15 protein-coding genes are annotated in these 16009 nt (G+C 36.6%); 5 read left to right on the top strand and 10 right to left on the bottom strand.

All coding sequences use genetic code 11. The features are described 5' to 3' along the window. The first annotated feature begins 19 nt into the window (after nucleotides 1-19). The 5 genes from EG358_RS08630 to EG358_RS08610 all read left to right on the top strand — a co-directional run bounded on the left by EG358_RS08630 (nucleotide 20) and on the right by EG358_RS08610 (nucleotide 8009). Nucleotides 20-1153 carry a site-specific integrase gene (locus tag EG358_RS08630; protein WP_076561678.1) on the top strand — a complete coding sequence of 378 codons (1134 nt, stop codon included), beginning with the start codon at nucleotides 20-22 and terminating at the stop codon, nucleotides 1151-1153. Between the two features lie 243 nt (nucleotides 1154-1396). After that, nucleotides 1397-1984 carry a TetR/AcrR family transcriptional regulator gene (locus EG358_RS08625; protein WP_076561677.1) on the top strand — a complete coding sequence of 196 codons (588 nt, stop codon included), beginning with the start codon at nucleotides 1397-1399 and terminating at the stop codon, nucleotides 1982-1984. A 297-nt stretch (nucleotides 1985-2281) separates the two neighbouring features. Next, a complete protein-coding gene (locus EG358_RS08620) occupies nucleotides 2282-3400 on the top strand; it encodes an efflux RND transporter periplasmic adaptor subunit (RefSeq protein ID WP_228421423.1) in 1119 nt (372 codons plus the stop codon). A gap of 5 nt (nucleotides 3401-3405) precedes the next feature. Next, nucleotides 3406-6561, top strand: coding sequence for an efflux RND transporter permease subunit (locus tag EG358_RS08615; protein WP_076561675.1), 3156 nt, complete (start codon nucleotides 3406-3408; stop codon nucleotides 6559-6561). Nucleotides 6562-6596: 35 nt separating this feature from the next. Next, the gene (locus EG358_RS08610) at nucleotides 6597-8009 is read left to right on the top strand and encodes a TolC family protein (protein ID WP_076561674.1); all 1413 of its coding nucleotides are present in this window, start codon (nucleotides 6597-6599) and stop codon (nucleotides 8007-8009) included. Nucleotides 8010-8410: 401 nt separating this feature from the next. On the opposite strand, the gene EG358_RS08605 is transcribed toward EG358_RS08610, so the two are convergent. The 10 genes from EG358_RS08605 to EG358_RS08560 form a co-directional block, all read right to left on the bottom strand. Then, nucleotides 8411-8866, bottom strand: coding sequence for a nuclear transport factor 2 family protein (locus tag EG358_RS08605; RefSeq protein WP_159436387.1), 456 nt, complete (start codon nucleotides 8864-8866; stop codon nucleotides 8411-8413). Between the two features lie 131 nt (nucleotides 8867-8997). Continuing rightward, nucleotides 8998-9888: an AraC family transcriptional regulator gene (locus tag EG358_RS08600; protein WP_123890063.1), complete on the bottom strand. Its 891-nt coding sequence runs from the start codon at nucleotides 9886-9888 to the stop codon at nucleotides 8998-9000. A gap of 199 nt (nucleotides 9889-10087) precedes the next feature. Beyond that, the gene (locus EG358_RS08595; RefSeq protein ID WP_076561672.1) at nucleotides 10088-10447 is read right to left on the bottom strand and encodes a rhodanese-like domain-containing protein; all 360 of its coding nucleotides are present in this window, start codon (nucleotides 10445-10447) and stop codon (nucleotides 10088-10090) included. Beyond that, nucleotides 10444-10746, bottom strand: a complete 303-nt coding sequence (locus EG358_RS08590) for a DUF3817 domain-containing protein (protein ID WP_076561671.1) — start codon at nucleotides 10744-10746, stop codon at nucleotides 10444-10446. The genes EG358_RS08595 and EG358_RS08590 overlap by 4 nt, the downstream gene beginning before the upstream one ends. Before the next feature lie 2 nt (nucleotides 10747-10748). Then, the gene (locus tag EG358_RS08585) at nucleotides 10749-11207 is read right to left on the bottom strand and encodes a hypothetical protein (protein WP_076561670.1); all 459 of its coding nucleotides are present in this window, start codon (nucleotides 11205-11207) and stop codon (nucleotides 10749-10751) included. Nucleotides 11208-11276: 69 nt separating this feature from the next. Next, nucleotides 11277-11867, bottom strand: coding sequence for a TetR/AcrR family transcriptional regulator (locus EG358_RS08580; protein WP_076561669.1), 591 nt, complete (start codon nucleotides 11865-11867; stop codon nucleotides 11277-11279). Nucleotides 11868-12395: 528 nt separating this feature from the next. Continuing rightward, nucleotides 12396-13076: a hypothetical protein gene (locus EG358_RS08575; RefSeq protein WP_076561668.1), complete on the bottom strand. Its 681-nt coding sequence runs from the start codon at nucleotides 13074-13076 to the stop codon at nucleotides 12396-12398. A 69-nt stretch (nucleotides 13077-13145) separates the two neighbouring features. Next, on the bottom strand, nucleotides 13146-14111 hold the full coding sequence (locus EG358_RS08570; protein ID WP_174565100.1) for a hypothetical protein: 966 nt from the start codon (nucleotides 14109-14111) through the stop codon (nucleotides 13146-13148). Nucleotides 14112-14446: 335 nt separating this feature from the next. Next, entirely contained in the window at nucleotides 14447-15163 is a 717-nt protein-coding gene (locus EG358_RS08565; RefSeq protein ID WP_076561666.1) for a hypothetical protein, read from the bottom strand. Then, a complete protein-coding gene (locus tag EG358_RS08560; protein WP_076561665.1) occupies nucleotides 15160-16008 on the bottom strand; it encodes a M23 family metallopeptidase in 849 nt (282 codons plus the stop codon). The genes EG358_RS08565 and EG358_RS08560 overlap by 4 nt, the downstream gene beginning before the upstream one ends. Between the last annotated feature and the right edge of the window lies 1 nt (nucleotide 16009).

Below are 16009 nucleotides of genomic sequence, written 5' to 3'. Positions count from 1 at the left end.
CAAAACTAAATAAACCGATATGTTAATTACGCTAAAACAGAGAAAATTGAGTGACGGAAGATTAAGTCTTTATGTAGAATATTACAAAGGTTCAAATATTGATGATAATGGAAAACGGCTTCATATAAGAGACTTTGAATATTTAAAAATATACCTTCATCAAAACCCTAAGACTCCCGTCGAAAAAAAAGAGAATAAAGAAAACCAAAAACTGGCAGAAAATATTTTAGCAATTCGGAAAGCTGAATTTGTTCAAGGTAAATTTAAAATTAGGGATGCTGCTAAAGACAAGAAAAAGTTTCTGGATTACTTTTCTGAAAAAACACAAGAAAAAGTAAATTCTGTGAATAATTATGGGAACTGGACTTCTACCCTAGTACATCTAAAAAAGATAATTCCTCAAAATTTACTTTTTGAAGAAATTGATGAAAACTTTATTAAAAAAGTAAAGAATTATATCGATAATGAAGCCAAAACTAAAAGCGATCTACCTTTATCTCTTAATTCCAAATATTCTTATTTCAATAAATTCAAGGCATGTTTAAGAAGTGCATTTGATGAAGGATATTTATCTATTAATTATTCAGCAAAAATAAAATCATTTGAACAAGCAGAAAGTCAGCGCGAGTATCTTACTCATACCGAGCTCCAAACTCTTGCAAACACTTCGTGTAAATATGAAGTGTTGAAAAAAGCCTTTATTTTTTCTTGTCTTACCGGCTTGAGATGGTCTGACATTAATATGCTGTTATGGTCTGAAATTCGTGATGAAGATGGTGTGAGTAGAATCAACTTTCGTCAAAAGAAGACGGACGGAGTTGAATATCTCTACATAGCTAAACAGGCAAGGCAATTGTTAGGTGAGAGAAAGTCACCACAGGAACGAGTTTTTAAAGGGTTAAAATATGGTGTTGGATTCAATAATGAAATCGTCCGATGGTGCAATAGAGCAGAAATATCTAAACATATCACTTTTCACAGTGCTAGACATACCAATGCTGTATTGCTATTGGAGAACGGAGCGGATATATATACTGTTTCTAAAAGACTTGGTCATAGAGAGATCAGAACCACTGCAATTTATGCTAAAATCGTTGATCAGAAAATGAAAGAAGCAGCTGAAATCATACCTCAATTAGATATCGAAATTTAGAAATTTTTAAATAATATTTAAAAAGTAATTCATTTTATTCGGGTGTTTTCAATTTGCAGCGATATCATCCATAAAAATATTTCAGCGTATTTAATTTATTGAAACATCCTAGATTGGCTATAGTGCAAGAATCTTTAAGTTATCATTAAACATAAAAGGCTAACGTCATAATTTTTTGCCCACTTTTGTTTGCGTATCCAAACAAAGGTATATATCTTTGCAACATACTAATCAGTATGTTTTATGACAAGAGCAGAAATCACGAGATCTAATATTTTACAGAGTGCTTTGATGCTCACCTACAGGCAGGGGTATCAAGCAACAAGCATCGATGAGATCTTGGAAAAAACTCAAGTTACCAAAGGCGCTTTCTATTATCATTTTCGTAACAAAAATGAAATGGGTATGGCACTTATCAGTGAAGCCTTAAACAATGAGATATTACCTTTCATAGAAAAATCGCTTTCCAAAGGAACGGACTTTAAGAAAAACATGTATCAGATGATGCATAGTTTATTATTAGAACATCCTTTTATGAATGCCGTAAATGGATGTCCCACCGTTAATCTAATTCAGGAAATGGCACCGCTGTCGGATGCATTTCGCAAGGCTCTTTTAAAGTCATTAAATAAATGGCGAAAGGCAATTGAAGACGAGATAACAAGATCTCAAACGGCCGGTCAGTTGAGTTTGGATCATGATGCAAAAAAGATTGCAATTCATATTCTGACTCAATATCATGGCGTAAGAAATATGGGAAAGATATTAGGAAAGAGATACTATTATACATTTCTTAAAGAGTTTAAAATTTATATAGATTCATTAGATTAAATTTATAATTATGCACAAGATTTCTTCACTCCCAAACATTTTCTTAGATCTAAAAATTAATACTCCAATATAAAGATTTTTTTTTGCGATAAAAACATACTAATTAGTATTTTTAATTCGAATTAAAATTTAAAACAATCAATATGTCATTCAAACCACCGCCAAAAAAAAATAATACATACCTCAAAAATAACAAATTACAAATGTCGATTATGAATCAGATTTCAATTATCAAAAATTTATACAATTTCAAATATTCTAATAAATAATTTCATGAAAAAAACTGTAATATATGGCTTGTTCGCCTACACTGTATTAATAGGCTGTAAATCCGGTGATGACAAAACAGAGTCAGCAAATATACCTTCGGTTCCGGTCGCAACCGTTAATCCCGGCAATGCAATGGTCTATCTGGAATATCCTGCCAAAATGGAGGGACAAACTGATGTTGAATTACGAGCTCAAGTATCCGGAATTCTCGAAAAAATCTATATCACGGAGGGATCTTACGTAAAAAAAGGGACACCTCTGTTTCAAATTGATCACAGACCTTTCACAGAAGATTCCAATTTTGCTGAAGGCGAGTTGCTTGTTGCAAAGGCAGATCTCATGACAGCAAAGTTGGAAGTTGATAAACTTACACCTTTGGTTCAGAACAAAGTTGTTTCACCCTATCAGTTAAAGACTGCTCAAGCCTCCTATCAAGCCTCAATGGCAAGACTCAAACAGGCAAAAGCCAAAGCAGGCAATGCCAAAATAACATTGGGTTTCGCTACCGTCAAAGCTCCGGTAAGCGGTTTCGTCGGGAGATTGTTTAAGAAAACCGGCAGTATCATCTCCCCTTCTGATGTTCAGCCACTGTCATACTTATCTGATAACAGGGAAATTCACGCCTATTTTTCCATATCTGAATCAGATTTTGTAACCTTTAAGGACGGACTCCAAGGGGCATCAATTGCAGAGAAAATAAAAAATGCTCCTGCTGTCAGCATCATTCTTTCAGGAGGACAAGTATATCCTCAGGCTGGCAAACTGGATATGGTCGATGCTGTTTTCGACAAAACAACGGGAGCAATAACCTTACGTGCAACATTTCCCAATGAGCAAGGTTTACTGCGTTCCGGAAATTCAGGACGAATAAAATTGGGACTGCAACAATCGAACGTTATCGGAATTCCACAATCCGCGACTTTTGAAATGCAGGATAAACTATTCGCTTTTGTGGTCGATCGAAATAATAAAGTCCGACAGGTCGCCTTAACCATATCAGGAACATCGGACACAACCTACTATATCTCTGAAGGACTGAAAGCAGGTGATCAACTCGTGTTAAAAGGTATGGAGTCTCTAAAAGAAGGCATTGTGGTGAAACCTGAAAAGTCAACAGAAAAAATAGCTAAAATAAATATCAACTAAAGATTATGTTAAAAGTTTTTATAGACAAACCGGTTATTGCAACAGTAGTTTCCATCATGCTGGTCATTTTGGGAGCCGTAGGTCTCATGGATCTTCCCATTCAACAATTTCCGGACATTGCACCTCCTGTCGTTCAGGTTTCCGCAAACTATCCCGGCGCCAATGCCGAAACAATGGTTCGTGCTGTTGCACCCGCTCTCGAAGAATCAATCAATGGAGTTGAAAACATGACTTACATGAGTTCGACATCCAGCAATGACGGAACACTCACAATATCAGTCTATTTTAAATTAGGTACAGACCCCGATCAGGCTGCGGTGAATGTTCAAAATCGTGTTTCATCTGCAACAGGATTGTTGCCGACCGAAGTGGTTCAGGCAGGTATAACCACGCAAAAAGTTCAAAACTCACTGGTCATGGCAATCAATCTAATGAGTGAAAATCCAAAACTATATGATGCAACATATTTAACAAATTATGCTCAAATAAACGTAATTCCGGAGATAAAACGTATACAAGGAGTTGGACAGGTAAGATTTTTAGGAAGCAATAAAGATTACTCCATGCGTATTTGGCTAAATCCGGCACAGATGACCGCATATAGTATTACTCCTAACGAGGTCATGGCAGCTGTCAAAAGTAAGAACCAAGAGGCGGCGCCAGGAAGATTAGGACAATCAAGTAACCGATCTTTTGAGTATGTTCTTAAGTATTCAGGAAAATATACCAAACCTGAAGAATATGGAAACATGATCATTAGATCTAACTCAGATGGAACTATCTTGAAATTGAGAGATGTTGCCAAAGTTGAATTGGGAAGTTATACTTACAATTCTTTGAACACAGTACATGACAAACAAAGTATTTTGTTTGAGGTAGTTCAATTACCGGGGTCAAATTCAAGGGAAATACAAACCAAAGTAGGTGAATATCTGAAAAAAGCTGAGAAAGATTTCCCTCCTGGAATCAAGCAGCAAATTCTGTACAACACCAAAGATATGTTGGATCAATCCATTGAACAGGTTCAACAAACTTTACTGGAAGCCTTCATCCTTGTATTTATTGTTGTTTATATATTCTTACAGGATTTCAGATCCACATTGATTCCCGCCATTGCTGTACCCGTAGCAATTATCGGAACATTCTTTTTCATGTCGATTTTCGGATTTTCAATAAATCTTCTAACCTTATTTGCACTTGTTCTTGCTATCGGAATCGTGGTGGATGATGCAATCGTCGTGGTGGAAGCTGTTCATTCAAAACTGGAACATAAAAACATTACACCGAGAAAAGCTACCATGTCCGCTATGCATGAAATAACCGGCGCAATCATCTCCATTACTCTGGTTATGGCTGCGGTTTTTCTACCTGTTGGATTTATGAACGGTTCAGCCGGGGTCTTTTATCGCCAATTTGCCTTTACTCTGGCAATCGCTATTTCTATTTCGGCTGTAAATGCATTGACCTTGAGTCCCGCTTTGTGCGCTTTGCTTTTGAAAGATGTGAATCATGACCACCACGAAAAGCCAAAAAATTTCAAACAAAGATTTTTCTTCGCATTTAACAAAGGTTTTGAAAACGTAACCTCAAGATATGTTGGGAGCGTAAAGAAAATGATAAAATTTAAATGGATAAGCCTCGAAGCACTTGTGGCAATCATGCTTGTAACAGGAATATTAATACGAAAAACTCCCACAGGATTTATTCCTTCCGAGGATTTGGGCTTTATTGCCATCTCGGTTAATCTTCCTCCAGGTTCATCGATGAAGAGAACGCAGGCAATTCTTGATGAAGCTGCTGACAAAGTTAGAGATATGCCGGCAAAGTTCGCTTTCAATCAGGTAGCGGGATTTAACATATTGACAAGTTCTACAAGTCCATCTTCGGGTGTTGCATTTTTCAGGATGAAGAAAGACGGAGAACGCGGTGATATGAACGACGTATCCGCAAATATTGCAGAACTTCAGAAACGTATGAATACGATCAAAGGTGCGCAATGTTTTGTCTTTTCATTTCCGACAGTACCGGGATTCAGCAATGTAGATGCACTGGATATAGTTCTTGAAGATAAGGCAGGTGGAAAACTTGATAAATTTGGAGGTATTGCAAATCGTTTTATTGCAGAACTGATGAAAAGACCTGAAATCGCAGTGGCTTTTACGACATTTCGTGCGGATTACCCACAGTTAGAGATGATATTGGATCATGAAAAAATCGAACAGCTCGGTATTGATGAAAAAGATGTCTTAAGCAGTATGCAGGCATATTTTGGAAGTGCTCAGGTATCGGATTTCAACCGGTTCGGTAAATATTATCGGGTGATGATTCAGGCGGAAAAAGAAGAACGCGCCGATCTTGCTTCAATGAATGAAATTTATGTCAAAAACAAAACGGGAAGCATGGTACCCGTTAACACTATAGTAAGTCTGAAAAGGGTATTTGGTCCTGAAGTCATAACCAGATACAATCTTTACAACTCCATCGGAGTTAATGCGGTACCCAAACCGGGTTACAGTACAGGCGATGCAATTCAGGCTATTAGGGAAGTCGCAGAAAAGGAATTACCTACAGGTTATTCTTTTGAATTTTCCGGAATGACAAGAGAGGAAATTTTATCCGGTGGGCAATCTGTGTTAATATTTGCATTATCGCTTGTGTTTGTATATTTCCTGTTATGTGCTCAATACAACAGTTACATCCTTCCTCTGGCCGTCGTTCTTTCAGTACCTACGGGTATTATCGGAGTATTCGTGGCAATACGTCTGGCAGGGATCGATAACAATATTTACATTCAGGTTGCTTTGATCATGTTGATCGGATTACTCGCTAAAAACGCAATTCTGATAGTGGAATTTGCATCTCAACGAAGAAATGCCGGACACTCACTGGTAGAATCCGCACTGGAAGCTGCCAAACTGAGAATACGTCCAATTATTATGACGTCGATTGCATTTGTTGCCGGTATTGCGCCAATGATGAGAGCAACAGGACCATCTGCAATGGGCAATCACTCCATCAGTATTGGTGCGGCCGGAGGAATGATCGGCGGCGTTGTTCTGGGACTGTTTTTTATACCTGTTTTGTTTATCGTGTTTCAGGCGCTGCATGAGAAAGTATCAGGAAAACCAGCTAATACTACTCCGGAACCTGTTTTACAATAACAGATAGAACCTTTTAACAAATTCATCATTAAGAAATGAAAAAATACTTTAAAATAACTGTCACAGCAAATATCCTTTTCATTATTATCGGTTGTACAGTCTCCAAAGACTTGAAGACACCTGCACCCGAACTGCCTTCGACATTTCGTAATGCGGTGACTGAGGATACGATGTCGATCGCTTCTCTTCCGTGGAAAGAATTTTACAGAGATACTATGCTTCAGAAGTTGATTGACAGTTCCATTGTCCGGAATTTTGATATGCAAATCGCACTGAAAAATGTCGAAGAATCCCGGTTAAGATTGAAACAGTCGCAATGGAACAATGTACCGATTGTAGGACTAAATATTTCATCTTCAACAAACAATCCTTCAAACAACAGCCTGAATGGAATGTCAACTTCGCAGTTTCTTGGAACCAATCATCTGGAAGATTATACAACAAGTATAAGTTTGTCTTGGGAAGCAGATATTTGGGGCAAGATCCGCAGCAAAAACAAGATTGCTCTTGCTTCTTATTTATTAACCAATGAAGCACGCAAAGCAATACAGACTGAATTGATTGCAAATGTAACTCAAGGCTATTATAATTTGATAATGCTTGACGAACAATTGAAAATCGCGCAAAGAAACATCCTATTGAATGAGAGTACTGTAAGGATGATGACAATACAATATGAATCAGGTCAGGTCACTTCACTTGCGGTCGAACAGGCTGAGGCACAGCTTCTGGCAACACAAAAATTAATTCCGGAATTGGAACAGGCAACCATTCAACAGGAAAATGCACTGCGTGTTTTGAGCGGTGATCTGCCCTCAAGCATTAACCGTAGCTTTTTGTCGGAACAAGTAATACTTCCGGAAACAATTTCCGCAGGACTGCCTTCGACACTACTGAGACTGAGACCCGATATCAAGAGAAAGGAATTCGAACTGGCATTGTCAAATGCCAAAGTAGGTGTAAGCAAAGCTGACATGTACCCATCATTAAGAATCACAGCAAGCGGAGGAGTAAATTCACTCAAGGCGAGCGACTGGTTCAATATTCCTTCGGCGCTTTTCGGTATCGTCGGTGCAAGCGTTGTACAACCTCTCTTGCAACACAAAGAATTGAGCACTCAATATAAAGTTGATTTGGTCGAGCGTGAAAAGTCAGTATTGAAATTCAGGCAATCTGTAGTGAATGCCGTAGGTGAAGTTTCAGATGCACTGGTAAAAATTGAAAAATTAAAGACACAGGAAACATTAGCCGAAAAAAGAGTAAATAAACTCAAACAATCAACAATGAGAGCAAATGATTTGTTCAACAATGGGATGGCCACATATCTTGAAGTTATTATTGCACAAGGCAATGTGCTGCAAAGCGAACTGGAATTGGCTTTGATACGAAGATCGGAACTTATCGCAATATCCGAACTCTACAGGAGTTTGGGAGGAGGCGTTAATTGAATTTCACAACAGATATCTAATCAGTGCTCAAAAGTACCGTATTAGTTATGCTACTGTTCAAAAATACATACATTCATTTTCAAAAATCGTCATTTAGATTATCTAAGTGGCGATTTGTTTTATACATATACTGATATACACGAATCTTGTTTTTATCTGAGAGCACTAAAGTCCGGTTACCTTTTAAAGCCTTCAATAACTATTATTCCAATAAAAATAATACAGCTCCATTTGGTTCGACAAGTTCAGCAGGCTGGAAAAAACCACTAAAAATCATCTTGATAATCCTTGATGGAAAGAATATCGATCTTTTAAAATATCATACAGGCTGCTTGTTTTAAAAAAATGGCCTGTTCTAATGAACAGGCCAAACTAAAAACTAAATTAACACTCATTAAAATTTATTTTGCATAAGATAGATGATAGACCTTCGAAATTATCTTCCATTGGCCATCAATCTTCATCAGAGAGAGATAATCGGTGGAGTTTTCGTTAGGTGCTGTCGACTTCAATTCGGCAAGAACAAATGCTGTATTAGAAGTCTGATTCAGAACTTTGTTTTTCGCTGTAACGTTCGATAAGGCACCAGCCTTTTCAATGATATCGTAAAGGTGTTGCACGCTTCCTTCCGTAATTTTATTATCTCTCGAATATCCGTGCATGATTGCATCTTTATGAAAACTTTTTTTCAAAAGATCGACACGACCTTGACGAAGTCCTTCTATGTAGGTATCTATAACTGCGAGAATAGCTTTTGTATCATCCATCTTTTCCATTTTTTTTGACCTATTTTCTTTTTCGTTACTATTTCCCCCTGAACCGGCATTCACTTTTGCTGTCGCAACTGTCGAAAACATAAGTCCGACGGCTACTAATAATTTAATCATATTATCTAATTTTATTAATAACAAATTAACGCCTGTTTTTGAATTATTTTTTTTCTATACAGACCATCTTTTTGTACTATTCAGCTCAATTTGCAAGGAAATTATAAAATTGTTCTCTGCCTGAAGTTAGTGGGTGGTGAACCGTGGTAATCTTTATATATTCGCGAAAAGTGGGAAACATTCTCAAACCCTAATGAATAGCAGATCTCATTTACCGTTAGATTTGTTGACTCAAGCATTTCTTTCGCTTTGTTGAGTCTTGTTTTTCTTATCCATGCGGCAGGAGCCATATTGAATACTTTTTGAAAATCTCTCTTAAAACTGGAAAGACTTCGGCCTGACAAATAAGCAAGTTCTTCCAGACTTGCAGGATAAGCATAATTTTGTTCAATGACTTCTAGCAAATTTTCACGCACCGGATTTTGCAAATGAAGGATCTGACCGAACATATTCTCACTGCATACAGCGGTGTCATATAGCATCTCCATCATTTTACGACGCAGCTGACTAGGAGCAACCTTATCAGCGTCTTTAAAGTATGGTTGCAGAGAACCTATGAAAGCAATCAGGCACTCATTGACGGGTTCTACAGAGGATCTTCTTGTGTCGTATCGTTTGGATATATTCAATTCGGTACTGGTCAAAAATGACTTCACCAATTCCTCTTTTATAGTAAACATCATGCAGTCGAAGATCTCACGATCTTCCTGACCTATGTACTTTTCGTAATAAACAAAAGTTGCCTTTTTCAACAAAATCATTTCATTCTTGTTGACATTGAATATCTCATTCCCATAAATTATCTTGGCACTTCCCTCCAGGATAAAAATAAGTAAGTGATCTTGAAGATACATAGCGCCCTGATTATCTTCGAAATTGACAATATGTTGAATTACAGGTACACCATCCAAAGAAAGTGACGCATATGAATCTTTTTTCGAGTTTCCGAAAAAATTATTTTTGATTTTCATTTGAATCAGAACTGTAGTCAATACTGTTGAAAATTTTTAATTCTTGTCTGTAAACGGAAGAAGTGGTTATGGTAACCTTGAAAAAATGCCGCCTTATAAAACTGAGATGACCCAGAGCTCCAACAGAATCAGGAGAATAATTCAGTTTCTACAAATAATCTAGCAATGACGACCGTAATTTCTTTTAAAAGTTGAAAGCCGCCGGATAAATATCGAGTTCTTATTTATTCTTAATACTTTTCTGCAAATCACTCCACGCACTGCCGTTGTAAACTTTTTTGAAGCCTTTTTCCTTTAATATCGATTCGGCTTTTACACTGCGCAGTCCATGAGAGCAAACGGTAATATAGGTTTTTGTAGGATCGAGTTCAGTATATCGTTCCCTGATTGTTCCCAAGGAAATATTCTGAGAGTCCGGAATATGTCCGGTGGCAAACTCCTTCTCGGTTCGTACGTCAAGTATAATGGCACCTTTTTCAATTAACGTACTGAGTCCATCGTCCAAAGTTTGATATTTGTAAACTCTGTAAATGACATAAATGAATATAATTACTCCTATACAGATAAAAATGTTTTTCATAGTTTGCTCAGTATTTTTTTGTCAACGTAAAATGTGCCGAAAGGAATAATGCAGGCCAGTAAAACTTTCCATGTAGTCTCTTTGAATTTCCAGTTCTGTTCGACTCCCACACTTAGTGTGTTAAATAAAAATAGGAGAAATAATGATCCATGAATAGGACCCATCATTTTAACCAGTGCAGGATTATCAAATCCATATTTTAGCGGCACTGCGATAAAAACTAGTGTCAGCAATGAGAATCCTTCAAGAATAGCAATGATTCTCAAACGTCCAACTTTTGTTTTTAATAGATTTATCATAATTATCTTAAATAAGGTCTGTTAGCAAATGGTGAAAATGGCCAAGGTATCGCTATAAAAATGATAACTAAGGCAATCAGGTAGTAAATCAGTATTGTTTTATACTTATCGCGATCTGTTGTTTTTCTTTTTGAAATTGATGATCCAATTGTAATTAAAATGATTGCCAGAAGCATTAAGGAGATATGGATCATTCCGAAAAATAACACGTCAAATGATTGTTTTGCTTCATCATAATTGTTCCAGAAGTATTTGATGATCGGGCTTTGAGAATACAAAGTAATTCCTAAAACCAACTGTACATGAGCAATTGTAGCTGTCCAATGTCTTACTGCATTGTCAGCTTTTAAAAATTCACCTGAAGAAAAGTAGCCTTTGTAGGCTCTAAAAATGGAGTATAATAAACTCAATAAAACCAGCCATCTGAGTATGGAGTGCAGAAATGTAAGCGTCTGATACATTGTTTGAAATTTCAATGACGCAAAGATAAAACAAAAAACATACTAATTGGAATGTTTTTAGAAAAAAAATTATTTAAGAGTAAGAAAATAGTTTTTAATGGCATTCAAAAAAGTGACATATACTGATTTTGAGTTCTTCATTTTTCCAAGATTTCTCACTCCCCAGTAACCGGAAAGGATAAAAACGGCAACCTCGTTTCCTTTGACTGATTGGTTGATGTACCCTTTTTCCTTCCCTTTCTCGATGGAATTGACAATTGTTTTTTCCCACTGCGAGGAAAGCTGATTTAAAGCCTTTGTAAATTCAACATTCCATGGAGCCATTTCCTGTGTGAAATTTGATGCTGGGCAACCGTATTCTACCTTTAGTTCGGTACTTTCCATCAAAAGATAATGCAGTAAATTGTAAATGGTATCCAGCGGATCTTCGTCTTTATCAAAAGGTTCGAGAAAAGTTTTTTTGAAACCCGGAATCATCAATTCATTGACAATCGCTAGTCCCATATCATCTTTTGTTTTGAAATGATAATAAAAAGCTCCTTTGGTAACCTGTGTTGTCGCTATAATTTCATCCACACTCGTTGTTTGATAACCGTGCATGTAGATGAGGTCAAATGCTTTTTGAAGAATATTGTGACGGGTTGCTTCTGATTTTTTCATATAAAAAGTACTGCAGCAAAGGAACAAATTTTTTGTAATTTTTACAACGCTTGAAGTTAATAATCGTTTTCCATATTTTGATGTGAAAAAGACTGTAAAAAAAATGAAATTTTTCCTATAAAGAAAATATTCCCTGCAGAAGGAAAATCTTCGAATAAAATTCTGCGTCTAAAACCTCTGATTCCAAAATTTCTATCTTAAATTAATTCCTAAAAAAAGGGACGAATTAAATTTTTGAAGGTGGGAAGTGTGCGATCATTCATGTACAAACTCTTCCAAAACTCCATGTCCTTCTTTCGCTTTATCGGCGCTTTAAATTGACTGCATAAGTTCTTCAGGTGATCACCTATGGCAACTTATTCCATTTTTATCACTTTTAACTTCGGAAATATCGTTTTGAACAAAACGTACGAGAAGATCATTTTCAAAATATTATTAAACCGAAGCTGATCTTACATGGTATGTAAAATATTCATAGCTTTTCTGATGATCACTACTATAATATTTTTTTGTATTCAAAAGCGACCTTTATTCACCTCTCCTACTCTTTACAAATTGGTTAAATCTAAAAATCTCCTGAGCTTCCCTATCCCAGGTTTTTCTCGGAAGAATTTGAAGTGTTACGAAAACATCACTCTTTTTGTTGTAGCTGTCAATGCGTTCAAGCCTTCCGTGATAATCGATTTCAGCATGTCTAAACAAGGAATACGGCAGAATTGTGTCAGTTTCATAAACATAAAAACGGCTATAACTCCATGGTGAATCGACTTCAAATCTCTTGTAGTTCTTTTTGAATAAGATCGTATCATTCAGATTTTTTCTGTTATTGTAATTGGGAATCCATTCTTTGGAAAACAGAGCCCCCTCCTTCTTCTTGGCTATATCAGCACCTTTATTTTTCACAACTTCAGAAATAACGATTCCGTTGAATTTATCCGTTCCCAAGGAATAGTATAAAGAATCTTTGATGTAAAATACCTGTTTATTGATTTCGGGGAAATTAAGATTTGGAACAATTTCAATAATACGGTCACCGGAATAATTTATTTTGGACAAATGAAAATTCTGCATTTTTTCAAGTCCTTTGGAAGCGTCTAAATAGACATTCGATATGACATCAATTCCGCCTTTTTCCGGTCTGATTTCTTTTTTGCAGGCATGCAACATAAACAGCAGCAAAAGGTATGGTAATATGAGTAGACTTTTCATAGAATATATATTTTAAAAAAGCGGAAATCCCAAAAGAATTGCCGCCGATTATTGATGAATAAGAATCATTTATCTTTTAATACTTTGTTCTTTTACATTATTTTTATCATTTTTCTGATCATGCCCCAAACCCTCTGTAGACTTATTGGTGTTGATTCTGTTCATATCCATATCATAGAGATTGATATTTTTATATTGAGGATTCAATACTGCTTTACCTTCTACGACAGTATCATCTATTTCAAATTTGACCTTGACAATATTTCCTTTTTCAAGAGATTTGATCACACTGTCTTTGTATTCGGGTTTATCGAATCGCAAATTTGATTTCTCTACAATGTCGGCAGTATCCACCCCGTAGTTTTTGTAGAAATTCTGAAAATGAAAATTTCCCTTTTCCGTTTTGGGTTCTTCAAAATTGAGCTTTACAAAAGCAGGTTCCATTTCCCCGGTTTTGGGATTGTCAAACTCAATTTTCAAAGTTCTGCCTTCCAGGAGATTAACCGCTTCTTTTGCCGTAAAAGTATTTTCTCCGCTCACATTAAAATTGTGTGAGAGACTTTCGACTTTGTCATTCGATAATGTCGCATTGTACGAATTCAGAAATACACCTCCTTTCTCACTTTTGCTGAATTTCAGAACAAAATCCACTTTATTTCCCGGCAACGTTTTGTCGGATTGTGTTTTCAGCTCAAATTGCTGATCAACGGATTTAATCCCTGCTTCCAGATCAAGGTGCAGTTCTGAACTCTCACCAAATCCAAGATATTTAAGTTGATCCTTCAGGTATTGAAGCTGATCAAATTCTTTCTGTGTTTCCATAATTTCAAAATTTTGATTGTTGTAATTAAATTTGTTTTGAATGATTGTATTCAATCTTTTTATCTGGGCATCTACCAAGGTCATTCCTCCAAAATCGTCGTTGCTCACCTCATATTTGAACTGCTCTTGTTTGACATGCAGGAGAACAGTGAGGTCATCAGTAGACAAGTTTAGCAAATCACTGTCACTGTAGCCTTCAATAGTACTTTCCATAAAAACATTTGGCGACATCGTTTTCTTAAGTATTAATTCTTCACTGTGAGTTCCGTCAATCTGATGAGAAGAACCAACATCTTCCGTATGGCGTTCTGTAATTTGAGCGAACTACGAAAGGGAAGAATCAATTTTGATTCGATTGTTTTTGTATTCAAAAATTTCCAAGAACTTTCTCTCCCTGTCAGTTAGGACTTTCTCATCTTTACTATCAAAAAATTCCGGTACGGCAGAACTCGTTTCAAACGTTTCGATAAATTCTTTGTATGCATTGGTCAAAGGCGTGATATTTCGGTCAAACCAATCAAGATTACTCTTCATAATAACTTCACGCTCTATCTTCCGTAACCTTTTGATCGCTGGAGATCTTCATTTTTGTATTCATTCTGTTCTTCTCTGTTCCTTTGAGCATCCTGATATCTGTCGGGGTCGTTGACATTTAATTCAATACCTGATTGATTCTGCTTTGAAGTATTTAGAGGATCGTTTGTTCTTCTGATAATACCATCGACCGTGTTGATTTCTTTTGAAACAACAGAAAGATCACGGGAAATATCTTTGGCAATTTCAGGATAGCGTTCCATCTTATCCTGAAGAAAACTTCGAAGTTTTTCGAGTTCATTTTTATACCTGCTGATTTGTTCGACATCTTTTTTATCGGCGATAATAGCCGTCAATTCTCTTGAGTTTTTGATAAGATCAAATTCCACCACCTTGTTATGCTCCAAATCAAAGACAAAGGCCTTTTTTCTGAAATTCATCTCATCGCCGGAATCGGACACCTCAGCAACTGTGGAATATTCAATACTTCGCTTACTTGCATCAAGTATCTGCGAAATACCTCTGTCCCGTTCAAGAAAAATTACTTTCAGTCTGTTATTGTTGTCAACCAATTGAAAAGTTGCTCTTTTTTTGTTGTTGTCTGCCACGATGGTGTATCCCTGCAAAAATTTCTGGATTTCCTCTGCGCTAAGTTTTTGAGTGAAAGAATTGTCATTGTTGATAATTCCGAATTCTTTCAATTCCTGTGTTGGTAAAATATCGGTGTTCATAAAATGTTGTGATTAGAGATTAAATTATTTGCTTTGATCAGATCGTTGAGAAAATGGATGGGATTGATATGCTTTCCATTTTCGGTGACGGAAAAATGAAGATGCGGTCCGGTGGAGTTTCCGCTGCTTCCGCTTTTACCGATGATATACCCGGCTTTGACAAATTCACCCGCACGATAATAAATTTTTGAAAGGTGCAGGTAAGAAGTAACAAATGATTCAGAATGTTTAATCCTCAAGTAATTACCGCCTCCATTTCTGTCCCACCCCGAAGCCACTACATATCCGTCCATAACCGAGTATACATTTTCATAATTGGCTTTGAGATCTACTCCTTTGTGTATTTTGAATCTTCCCGACAACGGATGAATTCGGGTTCCGAATCCGGAAGTTATCCTGAGTTTATTTCCAAGGGGCATAGCAATTTTTACGTAAAGCCTTGCATCATTAAAAGCATCTTCAATCATTTCAGATTTGAGAATTGGTTTTCCGGGTGAGTACACAGGAATCAGCTGCTTTACTTTCTCCCTGATTGTCTTAATCAAAGAATCCTCGATTTTCTTAAAGTCCACTTTTCCTACGTCCGTTTCCAACCCTTGAGATCGGGAAAGGAGAACTTTTAAAGAATCAATTTCCTTCTGCAAACCGGCCTTTTTTCCGGAATTTAAGATTCTGAACCTCGTCTTCGGATGTTTTTCCTCCGTTTTTGAGTGGCCCTTTTCGATGCCTTTGAATATATTGTCAGATCTTTCGGGAGATCTGGTAATTGTGTTGAACTGGGCTGTAATCAATGAATGAAACAGCACAAAAAACAAAACTGCAAAAACTCTTATAGATGCTCTCATA

The organism is Chryseobacterium indoltheticum, assembly GCF_003815915.1.
In the GTDB taxonomy this organism is placed as follows: Bacteria; Bacteroidota; Bacteroidia; order Flavobacteriales; family Weeksellaceae; genus Chryseobacterium; species Chryseobacterium indoltheticum.
This window is presented reverse-complemented; position numbering and strand designations above follow the sequence as displayed.

Bases quoted from the DNA above. Each gene is read 5' to 3' on its own strand.
- EG358_RS08630 (WP_076561678.1), top strand. From the start codon at position 20: ATGTTAATTACGCTAAAACAGAGAAAATTGAGTGACGGAAGATTAAGT.
- EG358_RS08625 (WP_076561677.1), top strand. From the start codon at position 1,397: ATGACAAGAGCAGAAATCACGAGATCTAATATTTTACAGAGTGCTTTG.
- EG358_RS08615 (WP_076561675.1), top strand. From the start codon at position 3,406: ATGTTAAAAGTTTTTATAGACAAACCGGTTATTGCAACAGTAGTTTCC.
- EG358_RS08610 (WP_076561674.1), top strand. From the start codon at position 6,597: ATGAAAAAATACTTTAAAATAACTGTCACAGCAAATATCCTTTTCATT.
- EG358_RS08605 (WP_159436387.1), bottom strand. From the start codon at position 8,866: ATGTTTTCGACAGTTGCGACAGCAAAAGTGAATGCCGGTTCAGGGGGA.
- EG358_RS08595 (WP_076561672.1), bottom strand. From the start codon at position 10,447: ATGAAAAACATTTTTATCTGTATAGGAGTAATTATATTCATTTATGTC.
- EG358_RS08590 (WP_076561671.1), bottom strand. From the start codon at position 10,746: ATGATAAATCTATTAAAAACAAAAGTTGGACGTTTGAGAATCATTGCT.
- EG358_RS08585 (WP_076561670.1), bottom strand. From the start codon at position 11,207: ATGTATCAGACGCTTACATTTCTGCACTCCATACTCAGATGGCTGGTT.
- EG358_RS08580 (WP_076561669.1), bottom strand. From the start codon at position 11,867: ATGAAAAAATCAGAAGCAACCCGTCACAATATTCTTCAAAAAGCATTT.
- EG358_RS08575 (WP_076561668.1), bottom strand. From the start codon at position 13,076: ATGAAAAGTCTACTCATATTACCATACCTTTTGCTGCTGTTTATGTTG.
- EG358_RS08570 (WP_174565100.1), bottom strand. From the start codon at position 14,111: ATGGAAAGTACTATTGAAGGCTACAGTGACAGTGATTTGCTAAACTTG.
- EG358_RS08565 (WP_076561666.1), bottom strand. From the start codon at position 15,163: ATGAACACCGATATTTTACCAACACAGGAATTGAAAGAATTCGGAATT.
- EG358_RS08560 (WP_076561665.1), bottom strand. From the start codon at position 16,008: ATGAGAGCATCTATAAGAGTTTTTGCAGTTTTGTTTTTTGTGCTGTTT.